This window comes from Caldococcus noboribetus (assembly GCF_055389385.1).
Window position 1 is genome coordinate 1,298,416 of the sequence record NZ_AP042475.1, and the last position, 22,725, is coordinate 1,321,140.

The window sequence follows — 22,725 nt, forward strand, 5'->3', positions numbered from 1 at the left end:
CCGTTTTACTTCAAGAGCTTCGACAGGGTGATAGGCGTCGCCAAAGATGAGGAGGAGCTACTGGCCGAGATGAAGAGGCTCTCCCAGGTTGACTCCAAGGCTGTGGAGTACCACCTGGCTCAGGGCCACATAAGGGCATGGCTTGACTACATAGGCAGGGGTGACCTGGCGAGCCTTCTCAGCGACGTTAGGTCGCTCGCAGACGCAATAAAGCTGCTGAGTGACGCTATGATAGGCTGGGACTCGGAGCTCACGTGTCCAGGCTGCGGCTTTAAAGGCAGGGTCAGGGACTTCAAGCTCCTTCGTCCCCCGTGGTACTTTGGCAAGTACGTGGGCAGAAGCCTTCAGTGCCCCAGGTGCGGCCTTAAGTTCAGGTACTTCTACCCGCTTGCCCAGGGAGGCAGACCATATACAGTCCCCAAGGGAAAGGGCGGATGATGGCTGCTTAAATATAATGTATCGATCATAAACTTTTCAATAAATCTTTTTAATTTCGGCAGCCACTACAAGTGTAGTGAGAGCTGTGATCAGCGCTCTCCCAGACGAGGCGATGAGGGCCTCCATGGAGCTGGCGAGGCAAGCCAGAAGGGAGGCCAACCTAGCCTACCGGGAGGGCCTCAGGGACGTGGCTGAAGCCCTTAAGTCGCTCGAGGAGAGCGCTAAGGAGGTTACTATGTACCTGGCCAAAGGTGACGTCGAGAAGGCATATGAGATAGTGGAGAGCAGAAGCATTGAGGACCTAGTAGTTTACGCGTCCCCCAACGCCAAGGACGCCTATGAGTACCTAAGGTACCTACTGATAACAGCTAGGCACTCAAGCCTTCGCACCTCTAAGCATTAAAGTTTTACCGCCCTTCATAGTTTTGATCGAAGGTCCCTTAGGTCATATTAATTCTTGTAATGGCCTTACTTAGCAGCGTATATAAGCTATAGCCATATCTAAGTCCTGGTGCTTAACTTGCGCGAGGACACGAGGATCTTAGGGTCTCAGTACGGCAATGATCCTTACGGACCTGTTGTACCTCCCATCTACCTCAGCGTTGCTTATGATTACATAACTGACGACAACGCAGTCAGGGATGACAGGGGCAGGGTAGTCAGGTATTCAAGGGAGACAAATCCAAGCCTAAGGCCCCTCGAAAAGGCCGTAGCCGCGCTGGAGGGCGCTGATGACGCTCTGGCCTTCAGTTCAGGCATGGGCGCCATGGCCGCGTCCCTCCTGGCCCTGCTGAGAAGGGGCGTGAGAATCCTAGCCTTGATGGAGATGTACGGCGTTACAATCCAGCTGCTTCAGGACTTAGTGAACCTAGTTGGAGGCTCCCTGGTTAAAGTCTACCCCTCAACGGAGGAGGTAATTAATGAGCTCGTGAGAGGAAAGTATGATGTGGCTGTGCTCGAGACGATGACAAATCCAACGCTCAAGGTAGTGGACCTAAGGGAGATAGGTAAAGCCGCCAACGAGGTCGGCACCAAACTTATAGTTGACAGCACGTTCACAACCCCCCTGCTGGTTAGGCCCCTCAAGATGGGAGCTTCGATAGTGGTGCACAGCAGCACTAAGTACTTAGCTGGCCACAATGACGTGGTGGGCGGGGTGGCGGCCGCAGGCGCAAGAGGCGGAGGGCCTCTATGAGTGGAGGAGGAAGCTCGGAACGGTGCAGCCGCCGTTCGAGGCCTACCTTACCTACAGGGGCCTGAAGACGCTGTCCCTGAGGTTTGAGAGGCAGAGCAGGACAGCTATGGCGCTGGCCGAGTTCCTTCATGACTGCAGCAAGGTGGCCAGTGTCTACTATCCAGGCCTTCCCGATAGCCCATATCATGGTGTGGCCTCAAGGCTCTTCGAGAGGCCCCTATACGGCGGCGTCCTCTCCTTCATTCCCAAGGGAGGTCCAGAGGCCTCCCTCAGGCTTGTGAAGGCCCTCAGGGTGGCCAGGAGAGCTCCAAGCCTCGGAGGCACGGAGACCTTAGTGACCTTGCCGGCGTTTACTGCGTCGAGCCACATAAACCCTGAGGAGAGGAGAGCGCTAGGAATAGAGGAGTCCTTGATAAGGGTCTCCGTGGGCCTGGAGGATGAGAGTGACCTTGTGGAGGACTTTGGTAAGGCTCTGGAGTCCATAAGTTAAAGCATGGCAGAGCCGCCGCCGGGACTTGAACCCGGGACCTCTGCCTTACCAGGGCAGCGCTCTACCAGCTGAGCTACGGCGGCGCTGGGGGCCCCTTTGACCCCCAACTCCTCCCTACCCTAGCTAGTTATAACTTTTTATAACTTTCGTGGCCTTTGTATCGCCTATATTGCGATGAATTCCCACGTTTTGAGCCCCTATGCGTAGGCAGGACAAAACCATGTAACAGCCTTAAGCGCGGCCTCGCTGGCAGATCTAAAGAAAGGTTTATATGTGCACAACAAGCATTAATCCCTTTGGTGAGTGTGCACAATGAGCGCCTGGGGCTGGGTGGAGTGGCTGCTGAACCCGCCGCAGAACCTGTCGCTGGGCATGATACTGCTGGTGTCTTACGTGCTTGGCCTTCTGCACGGTGCGACGCCCGACGAGCACACATGGCCAATAACCTTCAGCTACGCCGTGGGCAAGTACAGCACGAGGGGGGGCATGAAGGCAGGCCTCCTCTTCTCGCTCGGGTTCACGCTGCAGAGGGCTCTCCTCACGACCCTCGGCTTCCTGGGGCTGGCGTACTTCTACCAGAGGTATAACCTTGACGGCCCTGTGTACTTTGTGGTGGGCATAGTCATGGCCATAGCTGGGTCCTACATACTGAAGGGCAGGTACCTGCACCTTGAGTTTGACAGGCTGCTGGGCAGCAGGACCCACGGCAGCAGGGCAGAGAGGAGGAATATATATGAGCAGCTGAGGGACGTGCCGCTTAAGATGACCATTGTGCACGGTCTCATAGCTGGCTTCGGGTTCGGCGCTTACGCCAGCGTGATAACTTTCATACTTGCGCCTAGGGTCGGCTCCCTGCTCTACGCCCCCCTCCCAGGCGTGATGTTCGGCCTTGGAACTATGACCATGCAGATAATATTTGGGGCCTTGTTCGCCAACCTGGCAAGACTTAAGGGCCTGGGCGAGGAGGGCGTAAAGAGGCTTGGCGCGGCCACTGCCGGGAGGACCTTATACTATGGAGGTATAGCCTTCATGGCAATAGGTCTTCTCATAGTGCTGTTCCCAGCCATAGACTACATGGCCCTGAGCACTGGGGTGCCAATACCTAACCTAGACGCTGTAGACGTAGGGCTAGTTCTTGTACTTACAGTGGTGGGAGGCATAGGAATAGGGAGCATGATAAAGGCTTACAGGGAGCTGAGCAGCATGAGCGGCACAAACGTACGCCAGGGCTGAGGCAGTTAACTTGACTTAACTTATGCACAATAATTAATTTTAAGGAGAATCAGCGCGCTGTGGAAATCCGTTGGGCAGTCATGCCGCTTCATTAAATGTCGCGGTTCTTAGCTTGTTGGTCTAGAGGAGCTAAAGAACGTCTCCCGCCCTTCGCTATAAAGCCACCCGAAGTTCCTGACAGGGTGAGGCTATCCTCCTCGCTGTCCTGAGGCTCTCCTAGGGCGGGGCCCCAGTGAAAGCCTTAGGGGCTTACGTTGTCAGCAGGCTTTAAAAAAACTTAATAATTAAGGGCCCCTGCCAGTTACGCGGTGCCAGTGCCTTTGGTCGACATCAGGGCTCAGCTTGAGGAGTGGGCCAACGTGGAGACGGCCCACGCTGCCAGGCTCTCCGCCACCGCCAGGAAGGTAAGGAGCCCACTGGTGAGGGCGGTGCTCACCGCAGTGGCTGTTGACTCTGAAAAGCACTACCAGCTGCTTAAGATAGCGGAGGAGCTACTTACTAACAGCGAGCTCAGCCTTGAGGAGTTTGAGGACACCCTCAACGACATAAGGGAGCACATAGTGACCGAGGAGGACGCTGTCAAGTTCTTCGAGTCCCAGCTGAGGAACCCCTCTGTGGCCTCCAATTTGCAGCTCACCTTCATCCTCAAGCTCCTGCTGAGGGACGAGAAGTTCCACCACGTGGTCCTCCATGACCTCTACCAGGCCCTCGTCAGAGGCAGGATAGTTGGGCAGGGCGAGGAGTGGGAGGAGCTCTACAGGGAGCTTGACAAGTTCTTGTAGGATTAAAGCCTAGCCCTGGCCAGGACCTTGGGGCGGGCCCTTGGACAAAGGCTCAAGGCTGCTGTGGGCCAGCTGGACCTTCAGCGTCGCCAACGGCCTCTCGTCGCCAGTGCTGGGCCTGTACCTCTTTACTGGGGGCTCCATGGAGACCTCCATAGAGTTCTACATAGTGAGCGCAGCGTTCATACTGGCGACATACATAGCAGTGGGAATGTCAAGCGGGAGGCTCAGGTCAACGGCTTCCCTCTACAGGCCGGGCCTCGCCCTGCTGGCGGCCTTCTACTTCACCCTCCTGGCCCTCGGCCCCAGGGCCCACAGCTACGTGCCCCCTCTGGCGGCCCTCTACGGAGTGGCCTCCGGGCTCTACTGGAGCGGCTGGGACATAGCTTACTACGAGTTCATAAGCGACAGGCTGACGTTCTTCAACAGGCTCTCATACCTTGGGTTCGCCTCCTCCCTGGCGCTGCCAGCTATATACGGCGGCGTCCTGGCCGCCCTCAGGTCGTCAGGCTACTACGTGCTCTTCGCCTCGTCAGCCGTTGGGCTAGCCGTTGCCAGCGCCCTCATGCCAAGCCTCAGGCCCAGCCTCGGCAGCTTCTCAGTCCTTCACATGGCCTCGCTCCCGGCCAGGGACAGGAGGTACGGGGGCCTGGTGACAGCGCTCTCCATGCTCTTCGGCTACGGCTACGCCACCTCCTACGTTAACCCAATACTGACGTACGTTTACTTTGGCGACAGCTACGCCAGGTTCGCAGAGTTCAACTACGCCCTCAACGCGCTGGGGGTCGCGGTGGTGAGGGCCAGGAGGTGGATGGCAAGCAGGCTCGGCGCCGGCAACCTGGTGATGTACTCCTCCGTAGCACTTATGGCATCTGCTGCGGCCACCGCGGTCACCTGGAGGGCCGCCCCGGCCTACCTGGTCGCCTCCTCCTTCATGGGGCAGATGGTGACCTTCGTGGACGTGGACACGTGGAACTCCATGAGGCACGAGAGGTTCGCCGAGTACATGACGAACAGGCACCTAATGCTCAACACTGGCAGGGTCGCCGCGAGCCTCCTGGTGCTCGCCCTGGTTAACTCCCTGGGCCCCTTCGCCTCGCCTCTGGTGCCGGGGGCCTTCGCCCTGGCGGGGGGCTCCTACTTCAGGTCTATCAGGAGGGGCAGGCCTTAGGCTTATATTTTGGCCTGGCCCGCCTGGGCCAGGTGCCTGATAGTGGGCACGCTTGTTATAGAGGACGCGCTGATCTTCGACTCATCCGGAGGGCAGCCCTTCAGGGGCACGGTTGTAGTTAAGGACAACGTAATAGAGGACGTCGGCACCAGGGGCGAGGTCTCGCCGCCGGAGGGGGCCAGGGTTATAGACGCCAGGGGCATGTTCCTCATGCCGGGGCTCATAGACGCCCACATGCACCTCACGGGCTCAAGGAGCGGAAAGATAGAGGAGGACCTGCTGACACCCATAGGGGTCTTCTTCGCCAGGGCCGTGAGGGACCTGGAGGCTTTGGCTGACGCCGGCTTCACCACCGTGGTGGACGCGGGGAGCATAGTTGGGCTTCATCTGAGGGACGCCGTGGCCGAGGGCACGGTGAGGGGCCCCAGGGTGGTGGCCGCCGGCCCCGTGCTGTCCCAGACCTTCGGCCACGCCGACACCCACTACCTGCCCGTGGAGTGGGTCGACTACAGGACCACCAGGAAGCTCACGCCCTTCGCCGCGCTCATATGCGACGGTGAGGCTGAGTGCAGGAAGGCCGCCAGGTACGCAATGAGGGAGGGGGCAGACTTCATAAAGGTCATGGCCTCCGGAGGTGTGCTGAGCCAGAGGGACAGGCCCGAGTACAGGCAGTTCACGCTCGAGGAGCTCAGGGCAATAGTTGACGAGGCCAGGGCCGCCAACAGGTGGGTTCACGCCCACGCGGAGGGCAAGGCGGGCATAGTGAACGCCGCCAGGGCAGGGGTTAAGATAGTGGCCCACTGCGACATGATGGACGAGGAGGCCGCGGAGGAGGTCCTCAAGGCAGGGGCCACCTGCGTGCCCACGTTCGCCATAGACTACAGGCTCCTCGAGGAGGGCCAGAAGCTAGGGGTGCCCGAGTGGGGCATGAAGAAGATAGCTGAGCTGGCAGACGTCCACCTCGAGAACATAAAGAGGGCCTACAGGATGGGCGTGAGGCTGGCCACTGGCACAGACTTCTCGGGCGGCGTGGGCAGGCACGGGGAGAACGCCGAAGAGGTCGCCATATTCGTCGAGAAGGTAGGCATGACCCCGCAGGAGGCGCTCATAGCTGCCACCAGGAACGCGGCCTACGCCGCAGGCCTCGAGGGCAGGGCGGGCGTAATAGCCAAGGGGGCCCTGGCTGACCTCATACTTGTCGACGGCAACCCACTTGAGAACGTCAGAGTTCTCACGGACAGGTCGAGGATAAAGCTGGTGGTCAGGGGAGGGGACATAATAAAGGACCTGACCTCTAAGGCCTGACCTTTCTCCTGTTAAAAGTAACCTCAACACGTAAATGGGCCCCTTCCACCCTTTAGTGGGTAAAGGGAACTGAGGGTTGAGAGCCTGCGCTGACCTGGGCCCTGACATGACGCCAGCGTGCATAAACGTTGAGCTAGGCGATGAGGCCCTGCTGGCCGACGGCAGGGTAATAGCTAGGCTAAGCGACGTCAGGAGGGCCTTCGTGGAGCCAGGGGTTAACGTCAGCAGGCTGGTCCTTGAGCTGAACGACGGGAGGCAGGTTGAGGCCCTCTACTTCACCAGGCCCAGGGAGGACGACTTCAGGAGGCTGGCCGAGGCCATAAACAGGAGGCTAAGGGTCCAGGGCGAGCCGTCGAGCGAGGGCGGCGGCAGGAGGGAGAGGAGGGCGAGCACTATAAGGTGGCTCTACACGTTTGCAAGGCCCTACAGGAGGAGGCTCATAATAGGCACCTCCCTGGCGCTCGTGGCCACTGCCCTCAACCTGGTGCCCCCGTACCTCCTGAAGGTGCTCATAGACAGCGTCCTGGAGAGCCCGTCGCACCCGCGGGGCCTCTTCGTGGAGCTCATAGCGACCCTCCTGGGCTCCTACGTGGCCCTTACCATAGTTTCTGCTGTCCAAAACTACGTGCTGAACTCCACGGGCTCCATGATAATAAACCACATAAGGCACGAGCTCTACAGGCACGTAGTAAACAACGTGGAGGCCTCGTTCATAGACAGGGTGACGCCGTCAAGGATACTCTCCAGGCTCACAACAGACGCCGGCAACACCAACTGGCTGATGGTCTGGGGGCTGCCTACTGTGCTAACTAACGTGCTCACGGTGATAGGCATAGGGGTCATACTCTTCACTATGGACGCCAGGCTGGCGGCCTACTTGGTTATCCCCGTGCCCCTGGTGGCCTACATGATATACAGCTACAGGAGGAAGTCGCACAGGCTCTACCACAGGAACTGGAGGAACAGCGCCGACGTCACGTCGCTGATAAACGACACGGTGCCGAACTACGTAGTAATAAGGTCCTTCGGCAAGGAGGAGGCGGTGAGCTCAAGGCTTGAGTCGGGCCTCAGGAGGCTCCTGAGGTCAAGCATCGACATAACTTTGATGAACCAGACCTACTGGCCCCTCCTGGGCTTCCTGCTCTCGCTGGCCACAGTGGTGATATGGTGGGTCGGCGGCACGGAGGTAATAAACGGGACGGTCAAGCTCGGCGTGCTTGTGGCTTTCGTTGCCTACGCCAGCCAGTTCTACGCCCCCATAAACAACCTGGGCAACGTGCTCCCCTTCGTGCAGCAGTCGCTGACCTCGGCCGACAGGCTCAGGGAGCTGCTTGAGGCCCCCGCCTCAAGCCCAGGCGGGTCTGAGAGGCCAAACATGAGGGGTGACGTGGAGTTCAGGGACGTCACCTTCGGCTATGACCCTCTGGTCCCCGTGGTGAAGGGGGTGAACATAAGGGTCAGGGGAGGCTCCAGGGTCGCCATAGTGGGCCGCTCAGGCTCGGGCAAAAGCACCCTCGTCAAGCTCCTGCTCGGCCTCTACAGGCCGCAGGAGGGCTCGATAACTGTGGACGGCGTCGACGTGAGCAGGGTTGACAGGAGGCACTTCATGTCAAGGGTCGCCTACGTGCCCCAGGACGTCACACTGTTCTACGACACCATTGGGAACAACATAGCCTTCGGCGCGGAGAAGCCCGTGGGGCCAAGGGAGATAATAGAGGCCGCCAGGGCCGCTATGATACACGGCGAGATAGTCCAGTTCCCGCTGGCCTACGACACCATAGCGGGCGAGAGGGGCACCTACCTCTCGGGCGGGCAGAGGCAGAGGGTTGGGATAGCAAGGGCGCTCATAAAGGACCCTGACCTGGTTATACTTGATGAGGCCACGTCAAACCTTGACGTCGAGAGCGAGACCCTGGTGTACCAGGCCATAACGAACCTGACCAGGGGGAGGACGACCATAATGATAACCCACAACCCGGTCGAGATCATGGGGGCCGAGCAGGTGGTGGTCATGGAGAACGGCAGGGTGGTGGAGGTGGGCACGCCAAGGGAGCTCATGGAGTCCCACGGCAAGCTCTACGACCTCATGTCATCGTATGGCTACGCCGAGTACGTCCCGCCCCCGCCTCCCAGGCAGGTGAGGGAGGCCCCCATAATAGAGGACCCATCCACGGTCAAGGTTATGCCGTCGGACAGGGGGAGCCTCGTTGACGTAACCCTAGGCGGTATCACGTACAGGGGGCTCAGGCCCAAGCTGCTCTTCCCAATAACCCACCCCGAGGTTGTTGGCCTCTACGACGGCGAGGGCAACGAGGTGGCCATAATACTTGACATGAACAGGCTTGACGAGGCATCGAGGAGGGCCCTGGCAGACGCCATAAGGAGGGGCCTTGTGAAGTACAGGGTCTCAAGGATCAGGGACATAGTTGCCACGGGCGACGGGCTGTCGTGGAGGGTGATAGCTGTTGACGGCTCCAGGAGCTTTGAGGCCTCCGTGCTCTCCCAGAGCAGGGGCGACGTGATAATGCTGAACAACAGGATAGCGGTCATCGACAGCAGGAGCGGGGTGATATACGAGATTTACCCAGACCAGCTGGACGGCAGGAGCCTCAAGCTCCTCAGGGAGACCGTGGGCTAAGCCCAAAAGCCCGCCCGGCCTGGGACCCGCGGGGGCAGGCTTGAGCTGCGACCTGGTCAAGGTCTCTGAGGAGGCCAGGGAGAGGGGCATCTTCGTGGTCTACACTACCGTTGAGCTCAGGGGAAGGGTAGACGGGGACCCCCTGGGAGGCGTCGTCTCAGACTACGTGGCCTACGTTAGGTCCTCCCTGACCCTTGAGGGGCTCAAGGACCACCCCGTGGTCAGGGCCTACAGGGACTTCTTCTGGAGGCTTGGCATAGACCCAACTAAGGTCAGGCCCAGCTCCGAGGCCCTGGCCAGGAGGGCCCTGAGGGGCGAGTTCCCAAGGGTAAGCCCCCTCGTGGACGCGGGCAACCTGGCGTCGCTGAGGACCCTGGTGCCCATAGGCATCTACGACCTTGACCTGGCCTCCCCTCCGCTTACCATAACTCTGTCAAGGCAGAGGGTCAAGTTCTACCCCATAGGCGGCAGGGAGCAGGAGCTGCCCGAGGGGTACCCGATAATGGTTGACTCTAGGGGCGTCGTCGTGCACCTCTACGCCCACAGGGACTCCTCGCTCACCTCAGTGAGGGAGTCCACTAGGAGGGCGCTGATAGTCGGCACTGGCGTCCCAGGGGTTGGGAGGGAGCTGGTGGGGCAGGCCGTTGACCTCACGGTTAGGCTTTCCTCGGCCGTTGGCTGGGCCCAGGAGGGCCCCGCCTGCGAGGCGTGAAGGTGATCAAAACTTATAACCTTTGCCAAAGGCTTTCCTCCCGAGGCGGTGATATAATAGTGAACATATTTCAGGCGCTAGGGGTCGACCTCTCGTCGCCTACAGGCATAGCTATCACCATAATAGAGTTCCTCCTGGGCTTCGGCGCTGGGTACGTGCTGTTCAAGGGCCTTAAGTACATCATAGCGTTCTTCCTTATACTAATAGTGGGCGACCTCCTCAGCGTCTGGAGGATTAGCGCGCTGAACTTCAAGTCCCTGGCGGCGGGCGTCGTCTCGGGCAACACGACGCAGCTGGCCGAGGGCCTTAAGTCGCTCGCGCCGTTCCTGAGCGTCATAGAGCCCCTGTTCACGTCAGTTATAATTTTCGTGGGGTTCCTCATAGGGGCCGCGGTGGCTTTCTTCAAGTAAAGGGGAGTCTTCAGGGTCGGCCCCTCACAGGACGCGCTAAGCTGTGCTGCCAGCCGGAGACAGCGCGGTCATGCAACGCGTCACCCCGGGGCTGCGGCTCAAGTCCTGGCCTCGCGACTTCCACGACAGTATATCAATATTAACCTACATCTCCATAAAAGCGCGGTGCAAAGCTTGCTCTCAAGGAACCCGACGGAGCCCTCGCAGAAGGTTGAGGGCTCTGGAGTTGCCCAGGCCGTGAGGCTTGCCATAATAGCTGAGCTTGACGCCATAAACCTCTACCAGCAGCTTGCGGACGCCGTGAGCGACGAGTCCGTCAGGAAGGTGCTTCTGGACGTGGCCGGCGAGGAGAAGACCCACTTCGGCGAGTTCCTTGAGCTCCTCAAAAGGCTTGACCCTGAGCAGGTCAAGGAGTTTGAGGCGGGGTCCAAGGAGGTGGCGTCCCTTGTCAGCGGCGGCAAGGGCAAGGGCCAGGAAGGCGACCCGCAGCCCCTTGGGCCGCTGAGCGGCGACGAGGCAGATTCCCTCAGGTCTACCATAAAAGAGGCCCTTGGCAGGGCCAGGGCTTTGAGGTCATCCCTGCCGGTCACTGTGCTAGGCGACGGCTCCCTCGTGGCCCCGTCGGAAGCCATAACTGAGGGGGACGTGATTAAGGCGTCCTCGCAGCCGGTGCAGCTCTCGAGGCTGATAACCTACTTTGAGGTGGAGCAGGACCTGATAGACTACTCTCGCAGGCTCTCCGCCCCTCTCAGGCCGGCATCAGCAGCCAGGGCGGCGTCGCTCCTTGGGCTTGAGGAGGACTCGCTTATAGCCAACTCGCTGGCCTCCGCGGCCTCAGTCAGGGAGGCCGGCGGCTGGTCGTCCCCAGGCTCCTTCACGTCCCTCCTGGCCAAGGCCCTGGAGGACCTGAAGGTCAGGTACCCCTCGTACCTGCTGCTAATCTCCCCCTCGACCAGGGCCAGGCTGGCCTCGGTGGTTGACCCAGCGGGGGTTGACGAGCTCAGCAGGGCCTCGAGGCTGGTCGACAAGGTCGTGGTCTCCGCTGGCGTGGGCGACGGTGTGGCAATCCTGGTGCCGCCCTACCCTGACGTCGCTGACGTGGTCGTCGGCTCAGACCTGAGGCTTGACTACCTTGGCCCCAGCGGGAGCTCCCACAGGTTCGCGCTCTGGGAGACCCTGGCCGTTAGGGTCAAGTCACCCCAGGCCATAGCTGTAATTACGGGCTGATTTTATTTGTAATTATTTACAAAGTATTTTTATGTTAGTCCTCGCCATTTTCGTGAAGAGGCTTGATAAGGCTGAGGAACGCCCTCAAGGGGGCTATAGAGTACGCCCTGCTGGCCCTAGTGGCGGCCCTCACGGCGGCCCTGAGGCTCGTGCCGTACCTCAGGTACGGGCCAACGCTGAGCGAGGTAGACCCCTACGAGTACCTCTGGCTTGCCAACTACTTCTACTCACACGGCCTCGGCGGCCTCGCTGGCCTTGCGCCTCAAGCTTCTGGTGGTACCCTTGGGGAAGGGACTTCCTGAACAGCGAGTACCTTGGGCTCCCGTGGCTCTCAGCCCTGGCCTCAAGGCTCACGGGCGCCAGCGTCGAGGTCACCCTCTCGCTGTCCCCCGTGGCTTTTGCAGTGCTTGGCGTGGTAGGCGTTTACATGGCAGTTAAGGAGGTCAGGGGCAGCTCCATGGCTGCCCTCGCGGCCGCGGCGGGCTTCGCCTTCCTGCCAATAACGGTGCTGGACCACGGCTTTGCAACTGACCCAGCCAAGGTCTTTGACGGCATAGCCCTGCTCCCCTACCCCCTCTACTTCATCGCCAGGTCTTACAGGGCCTCCAGGGCCGCCGCGGCAGCTACAATGGCCATAGCCGCGGGGGCCTCAGGGGGCCTCATAGCGTGGCTCTGGGGAGGCTACCAGTACATGGCCCTCCTCGTGGCTCTGTTGGCCCTCACCGAGCCCTTCCTATACAAGCCTTCCCTGACGGGGCTCTGGAGGCTGCTGGCCTCGTGGGCGGCCTTTGTTGCCGTCGCCCTGACCTCGCCGGCCGTGAGCCCCCACGTCTTCACCAGGGGGGTGGGGCTGGTCGCTGAGGCCTCGCTGATAACCTACGCCATAGAGCTCCTCATGCTCACCAGGTTCAGGGGTCTCAGCAGGCTCAGGGTGCACGCGTGGGCCCTCACAGTGTTGGCTGGCCTCGCAGTGGTAGCCGTGGCCTCGGGTATGGTTAGCCTCCCCTCCAGGGTCCTCATGGGCCTCGGCGTAGCTCCGCCGCCTGGGGCGGTGGTGCCCCTGACGGTGCAGGAGTACATGGGGGTCCCGCCGCAGCAGGTGATATCGTCATATGCGCCGTTCTTCGTCCTGTCGCTGATAGGCATGGTTGCCGTGCTCGCCGGCAGGGCAACTGGAAGGCTGGAGCCCTCCCCCATCGACGTCATTGCTGTGACGTCGCTGGAGCTCATGGCTATATTCACCTACGCCTCCGTCAACCAGGCCTACTACCTGCCGTCAGCTGCGCTCTATGCAGTGATTGCAGGGGGCACCTCAATAGCCCTGTTAGGGTCGCTCAGGCCAGTCCATAGCGCTGCGAGGCGCCGCAGGCCCCAGCAGGCGACGACCAGTAGAGGCGCAGCGATAGGAGCGGCTCTGCTGACAGCCATAGTCCTGGCGTCCATGGCCTACTATGCGGTGTCCGACTACAACACGCTTCAGCTTGAGGCGCCGTCAATAGAGACCGGCTGGCTTGGGGCCCTGAGGTCCCCTGATGGGAAGGTGATAGTCCCAGTTAACAACGCCTGGCCCCTCGCCCTCAGCTACGTCAGGGACAACACGCCTCCCGGCTCGGTGATAGTGGCCTGGTGGGACTACGGCTACTGGATAGGCGTCCTGGCCAACAGGACGTCCGTGGTAGATGGCTCAACCATAAATGGCACCCAGATAGAGCTGGTTGCAGACGCCCTCACGGCCACCGTTGGGCAGTCCGGGGCCTACCTGAGGATGCTGAGGCTCCCCGCGAACGAGACGTACGTTATGGTTTACGACGTCTTCCTTGGAATATATGACAACTCCACCGGCTCCGTGACCATAATGCCGTTCCCAAACATAATCAGCGTGGGACCAGGAGTCTACGCTGTGACCTACGGCCTGGGCGACATGGCCAAGTCTTATCAGATGCTCAGGATAGCCGGCAGGGTCAACCCCTACTCGGGCCAAGCGCTGTTCACCAGCTACTCCTCGGCCAGCTACCAGTACAACGTTGAGGTGCTCCAGTTCCCCGGCCTCACAGGCGGCCCCGCCAGGAACGTGAGCAACGTGCTCAACACCACCATATACGACCTCATGATGTACGGCCTCTCCCAGCTGGGCAGGTATGGGGTCCTTGGCCAGGGGGCCTCGTGGCTCAGGAGCGCCTCCTCGTTCACCCCGGCCGCGGTGGCCTACGTGGGGCCCACGGGCAGCATAGCACCCGCCCCGGTTAGCGCGCCGAGCCCTGAGCCCTACTACGTGCCCGTGGCGTTCTTCGTATCAGTGCCGTACTCGTGGCAGGGGCCAGGGGTCACGTACTTCTACGCGGTTATAGTGTTCCTCTATAGATGGGGAGGCCTGCCTTAAGTCTGAGGCCGCGGAGGGGCTGAGGGGAACGCCTTGGAGGCCCCCTCAAGGCTTGCCAGGGAGCTTGCCAGGGAGCTGGAGTCCGAGCCCTCGGCTGAGGAGTTCGCTCAGAGGTGCCTCAACTCCATGAGGTGGGGAGGCAGCGTGGTCCTCATGGTAGTCGACGCCTCCTTCACCTCGGCCGGGCTCAGCTACTTCACAGCTGTGGTGCCGAGGGTGCTCAGGTTCAAGGAGGAGCTGGTGGACTCGGGCGTGGTGAGGAGGCTGGAGGACCTGGCCTCAGCTGACGAGGGCCTCCTGCTCAGGTACTGGAGGAACAGGAGGTCGTGGTCCGTCGCCAAGGGTGTCGCCTCGTCGCTGCTGCGATTCGGGGACGATGACAGGTCAAGGCTAAGGTCATGGGCGGCCCAGTCAAGGCTTGAGGGCTGGAGGTCCGACCCGGTCGGCTCGGTCAGGGGGGTGGGGCTCATAACTTATCAGTACCTCAGGATGATGGGAGGCGTTGACACGGCCATGCCAGACAGGATAGTCAAGAAGTATGTCCAGGCCGTGGGCGAGAGGGCTGGGGTCACAGTGCCTCAGGACGACGCGGAGTTCGTGAGGCTCCTTGAGTCCCTCAGGAAGTACGGCGTCAGCCCAGTGGCCGTGACCTGGCTCTCGTGGCTTAAGCTCTCGGAGGGCGAGGACGTCCTGAAGAGGTACGGGGACCTGGTCAACCTGCTCTAGGGAGGCACAGCTATGCCAGTCAAAGTCCTTGAGATTAACAGGTTAGAGGGGCCGCTGGAGACGACGGGCCCTGAGGGGGCAGCCCTGCGTGCAACGTGAAGGACGTGGATGACCCTAAGCAGGTGAACCAGGAGCAGGCCGTGCCCCACGGCCGCGTGCGCGGCCACGCCAAGCCCTCCCGCGGCCACGACGAGGGCTATCAAGAGCAGCAGCTTCAAGCCATCTCCCCCCTCCTGGTGTAAGGGCAAGCCTATTATCTGCTGCAGGGCAATTCAAGGCCAAGGCTGAGGAGCTCCGAGGCCCTGAGGCCCAGGGCCCCCTTCCTGGTCACCTTGTATGACGCCGCCCTAACGGCCACCGACGCCGCCCCCACAAGGTCAAGGCCGCAGGCGAGCGAGTACGCCAGGGCTGCGTTGAAGGCGTCCCCTGCCCCGGTGGGGTCAACTGCGTCAACCTTGGGGGCCTCTATGATGGCCTTGTCCCTGCCCCTCTCGGCCACCATGGCCCCCCTCTCGCCCAGGGTTATAATCACCGCTGGGGCGAGCTCAAGGAGCCTCTCGGCGGCCTCGGCGGGCGTTGAGGCCCCGGTGAGCTGAAGCGCCTCGACCTCGTTAGGCGTTATTACGTCTGCCAGCCTCGCCAGCTCCCTCGCCTCAGGAGCCGCAGGGGCCGGGTTGAAAACCTTGACGCCACTGAAGGACTCCAGGGCAGCCCTGACAGCGCTCAGGGGCACCTCAAGGGACGCCGTCAGCGCCCCTCCCCTTGGCAGCGACCTGAGCACGTCCTCCTCGCTGAGCATGGAGTTTGCGCCCGGGTCCACAACTATCATGTTCTGGCCCCTGCTCACCAGTATGTAAGCCCTGCCTGTCCTGGAGGGCTTCACTGAGACCCCCGAGGTGTCAACTCCCTCGGACGAGAGGAACTCCAGGGCCTTCCTGCCCTCCTCGTCGTTCCCGACGGCCGCTATGAGCCTTGCGGAGGCGCCGAGCCTGGCTGCCGAGACCGCCTGGTTCGAGCCCTTGCCGCCGTGGCCCAGGTAGAACTCCTTTGCCCTGATGGTCTCCCCCGGCACGGGCAGCCTGTCAACGACTATGTAATAATCTACGTTGTAGCTTCCCACCGAGGTCAGCTGGGGCCTCATGACGGCTGCCGCCCAGCGAGTACCCGGCCTGCTTTTAGACGTTAACTGCCCCGCGCCTTGGATGGCTGAAGCCATCCGACGCCGGGCCCGCGTTCCAACTTAAGGGCTAACAGCGCTAGCTGGCCCGCAGCGATGGCGCGTTAGAGGGCGCAGGAGGGCCCTTGGAAAGCTGGGAAGAACCCCAGGGCCCTGAGCTAGGCCATGAAGGCGACCGCCACAGCTGCGACCACGGCCGCGGCCCCCGCTACCTCGGTCGGCCTGGGCCTCTCAGCCCCAGAGAGCCACGCCATGAGCTGGGCGAAGAGCGGAAGCGAGCTGACGAGCACGACTGCCTGGTCGAAGCCCGAGGCGCTGACTGAGAACGCGAACAGCGTGACGCCGAGGCCGAGGTCCAGGGCAGCCACCAGCGGGAGGGAGGACCGCACGGTCTTCCTCAGGGCAATGAGCAGGCCAGAGTCATTACCCCTGGCGTAGGCAGCCAGCTTAAGCCCCAGGGCCAGCAGGCCTCCCGAGGCCGCCACCCTCAGGAAAGCTATGACCACCGGCGGCACCCCTCCCGCGTCGGCGAGGCCTATCATGACCTGTCCCAGGGCCCAGGCCGCCGAGGCCCCCAGGGCCATCGCGACCCCCCTCGGCGAGGCCCTGCCGCCCGGGCCGGCGCTGATAAGCGTGACGCCGGCAACTATGAGAGCCCCCGCGGCTGCCAGGCCGGGGGTCAGCCTCTCGCCCAGGACAGGGACTGACATCATCTCAGCCAATATGACGTAGGTGTATGACAGCGGGGCCGCCACTGAGAGGCCAGCCGAGCCTATTGAGGCCAGGTACAGGGTGTCCCCAACGCTGAGCGAGAGGACGCCGCTCAGGACGGCAAAGGCCTCCCCCTCCTTAAAGGTCATTAGGGCCACGGCGAAGGGGAGTGTGGCCAGTGAGGCGTAGAGCATCCTCATCACGTTGGTCCTGAGGGCGCCGAGCCTGACTATGAACGGCTTGTAGGCAAGGCTGGCGTAGGCCCATATTACTGCCGTTGCCAGGGCCGCGGCGTCGCCAGGGAGGCTCAAGAAGTTACCCCCGCCAGCGGCTAAAGCTCACAAGGTCGCCTGAGCTGTTGACTGAGAGCTCGCCCACCTTGACCAGCTCGCCGGGGCTGAGGCCGCTGTGCTTCAGCCCGAGCTCCTCGCAGTACTTAGCTACAGTTGAGGACATGACGGCCGTGGTGGAGCCCGTGCTGACCGCCCTGAGCTCGTAGTACTCACCGTCCTCAGGGTTCCTCCAGTAGCTGTAGGCGTAGAGCCTTGCAGTGCCTGAGCGCCTCTCAACCTCCACTATTAGGAGGTCCAGGGCCGTCTCCGTGTACCTCCTTAAGAGCTCAAGGGTCCCCTCGCTGAGCCCCTCCCTGGCTATCAGCATGAGGGCCAGCTCGCTGTCGACGTAATTGCTGGAGAGCCCGCCGAGGCCTAGGGCCCCTCCAACCCCCTCCCTGTCGACGGAGCCGTTGTGGGCCAGCAGGTAGAGCCTCTCGCCGTCCACGCTTAGCGCCTCATAGGGGTGTGAGTAGGCTATGCCAACCTTTGACCTGTCCGAGGCGGCCCTGGCGTGCAGCACGACCACCTGCTCCCCTGAGGGCAGCTGAAGGGATCCGGGGTCCTTGAGGTCCTCAAATATTGGCCTTGCGCTCCTCCTGACCAACAGCCCATCACGCGAGTAGACGGCCATGCCCCACCCGTCACCGTGAACCTCGTCATACCTCAGCACGTCCCTCTGGGCCGCCCTGGCTAGGCAGGAGGCCAGCAGCCTGACCTCGCCGGGGGAGGACGATACAGCTCCCACCATCCTGCACATAGGGCTCCCGGGGATGGCAAGGCTGCGGGGCTCTTACGCTAAACGGCTCTTTTAGCGGCTCACCTGCAGCCGGGCCTCTTGCACCTGTAGACCTTCACCCCTCCCTTCATGTACTCGTCTATGTAGCCCATGCCCTCGAGCTTGGAGAGCCTCCTGTACATGGGCGTCTTGGGTATGCCCGTGTCCTTCATCAGGTCCGACGCCGTCGCCTCCCCTCCCCTCCTGGCCAGGGCGTCGAGTATGGCCCTGTCCCTGTCGTCGAGCGCGTTCTCAGGCCCGGCCGCCTCAGCCCTCCTAAGCCTCTTGCCAACCCTAAAGCCCAGGAGGAGGGCGATCACAACTATAGCAACAACCATTGCCGCTATCAGGTACGCCTCCGAGCTCGTCACGTGCCTGGGGGTCGTGGTGGCCGGCGGGCTCGTGGACGTGGTTAGCGTCGGAGTCGCCGTTGTCGTTGCCGGTGATAGCATGTAGCTCACGGAGACCTGGCCCTCGGGCAGCAGGAGCTCCGGGGAGCTGTCAATGTAGCTCACCTGTATGGGGAGCGGGCTCACCTGGACCGGGGCGGAGCCAGGAGGCATGACGAGCCAGCCCTCGCACGGCATGTAAAGCTGCGCCTGCCAGAGGTCGCCGCTCTTAGAGGTCGCCTGGAGCGTCAGGTAGCTCACGTTAACGACGCCGGGCTCGTCAACCGCCACCTCCAGGTCAGACCCATTGTAGCTTATGGGCAGGGGCGTCGTGCCGTTCTCTACAGCTTGGTATGCCACGGGGAGGGCGGCCGGGAGCACTATGAGCGCTGGGGCCTTAGTGACGTTGTAGGCCGCCCAGAGGCTCAGGTCGCCTGCCACGTCTATAGAGGCGCGCGACGAGTAGCAGACGGCCTGAGCCCTGGCCGCTGGAAGCAGGGCCAGCAGCAGTACTGCCAAGGCGGCGGCCGCAAGCCTCATAAGGGCAACCGGGAATGACGTATAAGGCCGGGCTCTTAAGCTTTAGAAACTCAACCTAGGTAAAAAGGTAACTACGTTGACCCTGCGGCTATCCTCACTGGCCGCAGCCGCCCCTCCTCTTGGCCTTCTGCTCCTGGGACATTAAGGCCACCCGCAATCCTTTTTATGGAACGGAATATAAGGTGAGGTACTGACGCTTAGCTTTGGCAAGGCCCGTAACTTAAATGCATAAATGCCTCTAGGCCAAAGCCTACGCGGGGTGCGGCTTGAAGTACTCAACCTACCTCATGGTTGGGGCCCTGCTGGTGGACCTGATAGTAGCTATAGTCTTCCTTGTGGTGGCCCTGGCCGTGGGAGGGCCCGCCCTCAGGCACGACTTTTACACTTTCTTTGGGGCCTTGATATTCATACTCATAGGCATGGGGGGCTCGCTAGGCCTAACCATGGCAGGCTACAGGAGGTCAATGTTAGCCGTCAGCGTCATATTCAATGTGGTGATGGCCTGGCTGCTGGTCCAGTCAAACCTTGACATGACAACGGAGATAGTGAGCCTGCTTATAGTGCTCATAAACCTGGCCATAACTGCTGTCGCCTATGCCTACATGAACAGCGGCAGGGAGGTGGCTTTGCCCGTCATAGGCGCCTAGGGCCTCATGTAGGCCTCGTCCTTCCCTGCTGGGCCCACGCGCCTCCAGCCCTCCCCCGGCCTGAAGTCGCTCACCCTCGGCACCAGGGTCACGAGCGAGTGCCTTGAGACCCTGGCTATCTCTGCCATAGCCGTGGCCGGTCGCTCCAGGAGGTTAACCACGGAGAAGGAGTAGGCGACGTCGAACTGCAGGTCCCTGAAGGGCAGAGCCTCAGCGTTGGCTATGAGGGCCGCACACCTGCCAGGGCAGAGGGCTGACATCCTCCTTACCGCGGCCAGGATCATGGAGCGGCTGACGTCAAGGCACACGAACTCATTAACGTTGTCCAGCAGGCCAGCGGACGCCATGTACTCCAGCAGGAGCCCGGTGCCGCAGCCCACGTCTATGACCCTGCCCCTGGGAGGCAGGAGCCTGAGGCCAACCTCGTACTTCTCAAGCTGCTCGTCTCCATAGAGCTCCTCGTAGGCCTCCGCGCCGTAGTCATACCTGGCGGCCAGCTCCCTGTCACCGACCAACTGCTACCTCCTCGGCCACCTGCCTGTCCTCTGGAGGTAGGCCTTAAGGTAAGGGGTCTCCAGCACCTTTTTATCGCTTAGGTACTCCATGAGCAGCCCGGGCGGCCTGGGCTGCCTCGGGGATACCCTTATGACCCTGGTAGGCGTGGCGATTATGTCAACTGGCACGTCGTAGGGCATGTGGGGGACCTCGCTGACCACCTGGACGTCGTGCACAGTGGTCGCTATGGGCGTGAAGTCGCTCACCTTCCCCATCTCCCTCAGCATGGCGTACTCGAGCTCGCTGTACCCCTCGCCCTTCCCCACCCTGAAGCCGTTAGGCGCGACGGCGACGGAGCCGACCACAATAAGATCTATGTTAGGCGCCGACTCGACGCCCACCCTCTCGCCTATCCTGGTGAAGCCGCTTATTGAGGACGCGTAGCCAGGGTCAACCCTGGAGGGGTCGAGGAGGTAGAACTGGCCTCTCAGCCTGGGCGTCGGCACCAGCACCAGCTTCCCCGCCCTCAGGGCCAGCTCCCTGACGGGCCTCTGGGGCGAGTCCGGGTTGACCTTGATCACCCTGGCCCTCCTGAACTCCTCAGTTGATGCTAGGTTCTCAGCGGCCCTCCTGGAGCCCACGAAGTTCGGTATCCTGCCGTGGACGGGCCTTGGAAACGAGGCCACGTTTGTCCTCTCCATGAGGTCCCATATCCTCTGCCTGAGCCTCTGCTTCTCCTCTACCTCCAAGGCTCCCAGCTCTCCTGGGGCTACGGGCCTGAGGCCTTTTAGCTGTCCCCCTCACCCTCCGCTGGGGACCTTGAGGCTCTGGTCGATAGACCCCTCTTACCTTGACTCAAAGGGCCTTACAGCCCTCTGGAGGGAGGGCCTCCTAGCACAGAGGGTGCTGATGGGACTAACCAGGGGTTACGTTAACCACCCGCAGCTGGTAAGGTTTAGGGCGACCAGCGACCCGGTGCTCTACATAGGCAGCTACCTTTACTATGTGTACCTTGAGGGCGCCAGGAGGGGCTACCGCTTCGACTTAAGCAGGGTAGTCAAGTATAGCACCTCCGTGGAAAGGCTCCCGGTCACGAGCGGGCAGCTGACCTATGAGTTCAGCCACCTCCTCAGGAAGCTGCTCGTCAGGGACCCGGGGAGGTACAGGGAGCTGGTGAACGTGAGGGACGTGAGGCCGCACCCGCTGTTTTACGTTGTCGAGGGCCCCGTGGAGCCCTGGGAGAGGGCAAAATAAAGAAAATAAATAAAAATAAAAAGAAGGAGCTAAAGAAAGGCCTAAGACTTAGGCTCCTCATGGGAGGGAATAGGTCGGGCAGACGTAGCTCATGTTTACGGAGTTCGTGGACGCGATGACCCAGGGCGGGTAGTAGCCGTCAAATGGCTTGCCCGAGAGGCCCAGGTAGCCGAGGCCCGCCTTGGCTGCTGAGTACCACTCGCTGCACTCCTCGTGCATCATTGAGGCGAACTGGCTGTTGTAGACAGGTATGTAGGGCTTCCCCACCTCCTGGAGGGCCAGGAGCTGCGATATCCACGTGCCAAAGACGTCAGCGAAGGTTCCCCCGTCGGGCATCCACCACACGAACTGGTCGGGAGGCGTCGATATGGCCTGCTCCCAGTCAACGTACCTAGAGGGCGCGAAGGACCACCACTTTGGCGAAGTGGCGTTCTTGTACATGGGCACTGCCTTCCAGGTGCCCCACGTGACCTGCCCCTGATATGACATGAAGAACTTAGCGAAGGTCACGCCCTCCTGCGTCGTCGGGAACCCAGCAGGCACCCCTATTGAGCCTATGGCTATCGCGTAGACCTCCTGGGTGCCTGGGAACGGCTCAGCCACAACCGTAACGTTGGGCCAGCTTATGTAGGGCTCGGTGGCAGGGTATATGGTTGTGTTGTCGTAGTCGTAGGCGTAGGGCGGCACCCAGTTGCCGTTGGCCTGGAACGCGACCTTGCCCTCTATCAGGTCGCTGAGGCCCTGGGTCCAGGTGAGGTCCTGCCAGCCTGGGTAGTCGTACGAGGTGAAGTTAAGGAAGAGGTCGTCAGTCTCGTTTATTATGTCCTGTATGGTGGAGTTGTCGAGGTTAACCACGCCGTACATGGTCTCCAGGTATACCCTGGTCCCTCCGACTGGCCCGAAGTTCTGGACCAGCAGGGACAGGTATATGTTGTTCCACAGCTCAAGCTGGTCCCAGCCTCCGTCGGCGCCAGGCACCATCCACGGGTAGACGCCGTGATTTGCAAGCTGCACAGTGTCGTAGATCAGCGTGCTCAGGTTAGTCGGCAGCGGCAGGTTGTACTCCCTGAGGAGCTTTATGTTGATGAATAGCAGCGCGCCCCTCTCAAGGTCTATGGGGGCTGAGGGCATGGTTCCGTTGTAGGCGCTGGCCTCGATAACGGCAGGTACTATGTTGTCCCAGAGGCCCTTCATGCTCATCATAATTGGGGTGAAGTTCACGAAGCTCTTGGCCCCCTCGGGCGCCGCGAGCACGTAGGAGGCTATCAGGGGGCCGGTGTCGGCCTGGAAGGCGGCGGGCGGCTTGCCGGCCGCCATCATGCCAAGCACCACAAACTTGGCGTTCGTGCCGCCCGCGCCGGGTATGACCTCGGGACTTATCACGTACTGCGGGTAAGCTTCCTCAAAGGCGTTAATGACGTGGTCCAGCGCTATCTTGCCCTCAGTGGCCCACCACGTGTAGAAGGTTATCGTTGTAACAGAGGTGGTCGTAGTTGATGTTGTAATGGGCGTGGTCACCGTGGGGCTCGTTATAGTGGTTGTTGTCACGTGATGCCTCGTCGACACGTAAGCCAGGTAGCCGCCGACAGCGGCGATAATAACAATAACTACTACTATGGCCGCTACAGCTGCCGTGCTTAAGGACCTCGAGCCCATTTTATTCACACCTCTGAACCATAGAGTTGGAAGTTAAAG

The 22,725-nt window shown here is 61.2% G+C and carries 25 protein-coding genes and 1 tRNA gene; 17 read left to right on the forward strand and 9 right to left on the reverse strand.

Translation table 11 applies throughout. From position 1 onward, the window contains the following. Nucleotides 1-27 precede the first annotated feature (27 nt). From ACZ5GQ_RS06965 to ACZ5GQ_RS06980, 4 genes are all read left to right on the forward strand, one after another. Nucleotides 28-438: a zinc ribbon domain-containing protein gene (locus tag ACZ5GQ_RS06965; protein ID WP_498856428.1), complete on the forward strand. Its 411-nt coding sequence runs from the start codon at nt 28-30 to the stop codon at nt 436-438. Between the two features lie 76 nt (nt 439-514). Continuing rightward, nucleotides 515-841, forward strand: a complete 327-nt coding sequence (locus ACZ5GQ_RS06970) for a hypothetical protein (RefSeq protein WP_498856429.1) — start codon at nt 515-517, stop codon at nt 839-841. A gap of 117 nt (nt 842-958) precedes the next feature. Beyond that, nucleotides 959-1,633, forward strand: coding sequence for a PLP-dependent aminotransferase family protein (locus tag ACZ5GQ_RS06975; RefSeq protein ID WP_498856430.1), 675 nt, complete (start codon nt 959-961; stop codon nt 1,631-1,633). Next, nucleotides 1,578-2,123: a PLP-dependent transferase gene (locus ACZ5GQ_RS06980; protein WP_498856431.1), complete on the forward strand. Its 546-nt coding sequence runs from the start codon at nt 1,578-1,580 to the stop codon at nt 2,121-2,123. Before ACZ5GQ_RS06975 ends, ACZ5GQ_RS06980 begins: the two co-directional genes overlap by 56 nt. 10 nt (nt 2,124-2,133) lie before the next feature. Here the strand turns inward: ACZ5GQ_RS06980 and ACZ5GQ_RS06985 are convergent. After that, nucleotides 2,134-2,206: transfer RNA gene (locus ACZ5GQ_RS06985), tRNA-Thr, on the reverse strand. Between the two features lie 229 nt (nt 2,207-2,435). On the opposite strand from ACZ5GQ_RS06985, the gene ACZ5GQ_RS06990 reads away from it, so the two are divergent. The 11 genes from ACZ5GQ_RS06990 to ACZ5GQ_RS07040 all read left to right on the forward strand — a co-directional run bounded on the left by ACZ5GQ_RS06990 (nt 2,436) and on the right by ACZ5GQ_RS07040 (nt 14,707). After that, the gene (locus ACZ5GQ_RS06990) at nt 2,436-3,356 is read left to right on the forward strand and encodes a hypothetical protein (RefSeq protein WP_498856432.1); all 921 of its coding nucleotides are present in this window, start codon (nt 2,436-2,438) and stop codon (nt 3,354-3,356) included. A gap of 320 nt (nt 3,357-3,676) precedes the next feature. Next, a complete protein-coding gene (locus tag ACZ5GQ_RS06995; RefSeq protein WP_498856433.1) occupies nt 3,677-4,138 on the forward strand; it encodes a hypothetical protein in 462 nt (153 codons plus the stop codon). A gap of 40 nt (nt 4,139-4,178) precedes the next feature. After that, on the forward strand, nt 4,179-5,309 hold the full coding sequence (locus ACZ5GQ_RS07000; RefSeq protein WP_498856434.1) for a hypothetical protein: 1,131 nt from the start codon (nt 4,179-4,181) through the stop codon (nt 5,307-5,309). A gap of 42 nt (nt 5,310-5,351) precedes the next feature. Next, a complete protein-coding gene (locus tag ACZ5GQ_RS07005; RefSeq protein ID WP_498856435.1) occupies nt 5,352-6,614 on the forward strand; it encodes a metal-dependent hydrolase family protein in 1,263 nt (420 codons plus the stop codon). Between the two features lie 76 nt (nt 6,615-6,690). Then, nucleotides 6,691-9,252: an ABC transporter transmembrane domain-containing protein gene (locus ACZ5GQ_RS07010; RefSeq protein ID WP_498856436.1), complete on the forward strand. Its 2,562-nt coding sequence runs from the start codon at nt 6,691-6,693 to the stop codon at nt 9,250-9,252. A gap of 40 nt (nt 9,253-9,292) precedes the next feature. Continuing rightward, on the forward strand, nt 9,293-9,964 hold the full coding sequence (locus ACZ5GQ_RS07015; protein ID WP_498856437.1) for a B3/B4 domain-containing protein: 672 nt from the start codon (nt 9,293-9,295) through the stop codon (nt 9,962-9,964). Nucleotides 9,965-10,023: 59 nt separating this feature from the next. Beyond that, entirely contained in the window at nt 10,024-10,374 is a 351-nt protein-coding gene (locus tag ACZ5GQ_RS07020) for a hypothetical protein (RefSeq protein ID WP_498856438.1), read from the forward strand. A gap of 174 nt (nt 10,375-10,548) precedes the next feature. Further along, nucleotides 10,549-11,601 (forward strand): encapsulin, encoded by a 1,053-nt coding sequence (locus ACZ5GQ_RS07025; RefSeq protein WP_498856439.1) that lies wholly within the window; start codon nt 10,549-10,551, stop codon nt 11,599-11,601. Nucleotides 11,602-11,663: 62 nt separating this feature from the next. Continuing rightward, on the forward strand, nt 11,664-11,903 hold the full coding sequence (locus ACZ5GQ_RS07030) for a hypothetical protein (RefSeq protein ID WP_498856440.1): 240 nt from the start codon (nt 11,664-11,666) through the stop codon (nt 11,901-11,903). 110 nt (nt 11,904-12,013) lie between these two features. Continuing rightward, on the forward strand, nt 12,014-13,981 hold the full coding sequence (locus ACZ5GQ_RS07035; RefSeq protein WP_498856441.1) for a hypothetical protein: 1,968 nt from the start codon (nt 12,014-12,016) through the stop codon (nt 13,979-13,981). Between the two features lie 33 nt (nt 13,982-14,014). After that, entirely contained in the window at nt 14,015-14,707 is a 693-nt protein-coding gene (locus ACZ5GQ_RS07040; protein WP_498856442.1) for a hypothetical protein, read from the forward strand. Here the strand turns inward: ACZ5GQ_RS07040 and ACZ5GQ_RS07045 are convergent. The 5 genes from ACZ5GQ_RS07045 to ACZ5GQ_RS07065 all read right to left on the reverse strand — a co-directional run bounded on the left by ACZ5GQ_RS07045 (nt 14,704) and on the right by ACZ5GQ_RS07065 (nt 18,634). After that, nucleotides 14,704-14,925 (reverse strand): hypothetical protein, encoded by a 222-nt coding sequence (locus tag ACZ5GQ_RS07045; RefSeq protein WP_498856443.1) that lies wholly within the window; start codon nt 14,923-14,925, stop codon nt 14,704-14,706. The two genes, ACZ5GQ_RS07040 and ACZ5GQ_RS07045, sit on opposite strands and share 4 nt — an antisense overlap. Before the next feature lie 35 nt (nt 14,926-14,960). Beyond that, entirely contained in the window at nt 14,961-15,848 is an 888-nt protein-coding gene (locus ACZ5GQ_RS07050) for a ribokinase (RefSeq protein ID WP_498856444.1), read from the reverse strand. Nucleotides 15,849-16,042: 194 nt separating this feature from the next. After that, nucleotides 16,043-16,906: an EamA family transporter gene (locus tag ACZ5GQ_RS07055; RefSeq protein ID WP_498856445.1), complete on the reverse strand. Its 864-nt coding sequence runs from the start codon at nt 16,904-16,906 to the stop codon at nt 16,043-16,045. Between the two features lie 4 nt (nt 16,907-16,910). Beyond that, nucleotides 16,911-17,687 carry a class II glutamine amidotransferase gene (locus ACZ5GQ_RS07060; protein ID WP_498856446.1) on the reverse strand — a complete coding sequence of 259 codons (777 nt, stop codon included), beginning with the start codon at nt 17,685-17,687 and terminating at the stop codon, nt 16,911-16,913. 59 nt (nt 17,688-17,746) lie between these two features. After that, nucleotides 17,747-18,634, reverse strand: a complete 888-nt coding sequence (locus tag ACZ5GQ_RS07065) for a helix-turn-helix transcriptional regulator (protein ID WP_498856447.1) — start codon at nt 18,632-18,634, stop codon at nt 17,747-17,749. A 266-nt stretch (nt 18,635-18,900) separates the two neighbouring features. Between ACZ5GQ_RS07065 and ACZ5GQ_RS07070 the strand changes: the two genes are divergently transcribed. Next, nucleotides 18,901-19,281, forward strand: coding sequence for a hypothetical protein (locus ACZ5GQ_RS07070; protein ID WP_498856448.1), 381 nt, complete (start codon nt 18,901-18,903; stop codon nt 19,279-19,281). On the opposite strand, the gene ACZ5GQ_RS07075 is transcribed toward ACZ5GQ_RS07070, so the two are convergent. Together ACZ5GQ_RS07075 and ACZ5GQ_RS07080 are read right to left on the reverse strand one after the other, a co-directional pair. Beyond that, complete coding sequence (locus tag ACZ5GQ_RS07075) at nt 19,278-19,796, reverse strand: class I SAM-dependent methyltransferase (protein WP_498856449.1); 519 nt, start codon at nt 19,794-19,796, stop codon at nt 19,278-19,280. The two genes, ACZ5GQ_RS07070 and ACZ5GQ_RS07075, sit on opposite strands and share 4 nt — an antisense overlap. 3 nt (nt 19,797-19,799) lie before the next feature. Beyond that, nucleotides 19,800-20,525, reverse strand: coding sequence for a 5-formyltetrahydrofolate cyclo-ligase family protein (locus tag ACZ5GQ_RS07080; RefSeq protein ID WP_498856450.1), 726 nt, complete (start codon nt 20,523-20,525; stop codon nt 19,800-19,802). Between the two features lie 70 nt (nt 20,526-20,595). Between ACZ5GQ_RS07080 and ACZ5GQ_RS07085 the strand changes: the two genes are divergently transcribed. Then, a complete protein-coding gene (locus ACZ5GQ_RS07085) occupies nt 20,596-21,030 on the forward strand; it encodes a pyrimidine dimer DNA glycosylase/endonuclease V (protein ID WP_498856451.1) in 435 nt (144 codons plus the stop codon). A gap of 57 nt (nt 21,031-21,087) precedes the next feature. Here ACZ5GQ_RS07085 and glcS read toward each other — a convergent pair whose 3' ends face one another. Then, entirely contained in the window at nt 21,088-22,686 is a 1,599-nt protein-coding gene (glcS, locus tag ACZ5GQ_RS07090) for a glucose ABC transporter substrate-binding protein GlcS (RefSeq protein WP_498856452.1), read from the reverse strand. Nucleotides 22,687-22,725: the final 39 nt, after the last annotated feature.

Excerpts from the sequence above, each read along its gene's own strand:
- ACZ5GQ_RS06980 (WP_498856431.1), top strand. The coding sequence starts at position 1,578 with ATGACGTGGTGGGCGGGGTGGCGGCCGCAGGCGCAAGAGGCGGAGGGC.
- ACZ5GQ_RS06990 (WP_498856432.1), top strand. The coding sequence starts at position 2,436 with ATGAGCGCCTGGGGCTGGGTGGAGTGGCTGCTGAACCCGCCGCAGAAC.
- ACZ5GQ_RS07050 (WP_498856444.1), bottom strand. The coding sequence starts at position 15,848 with ATGAGGCCCCAGCTGACCTCGGTGGGAAGCTACAACGTAGATTATTAC.
- ACZ5GQ_RS07060 (WP_498856446.1), bottom strand. The coding sequence starts at position 17,687 with ATGTGCAGGATGGTGGGAGCTGTATCGTCCTCCCCCGGCGAGGTCAGG.
- ACZ5GQ_RS07065 (WP_498856447.1), bottom strand. The coding sequence starts at position 18,634 with ATGAGGCTTGCGGCCGCCGCCTTGGCAGTACTGCTGCTGGCCCTGCTT.
- glcS (WP_498856452.1), bottom strand. The coding sequence starts at position 22,686 with ATGGGCTCGAGGTCCTTAAGCACGGCAGCTGTAGCGGCCATAGTAGTA.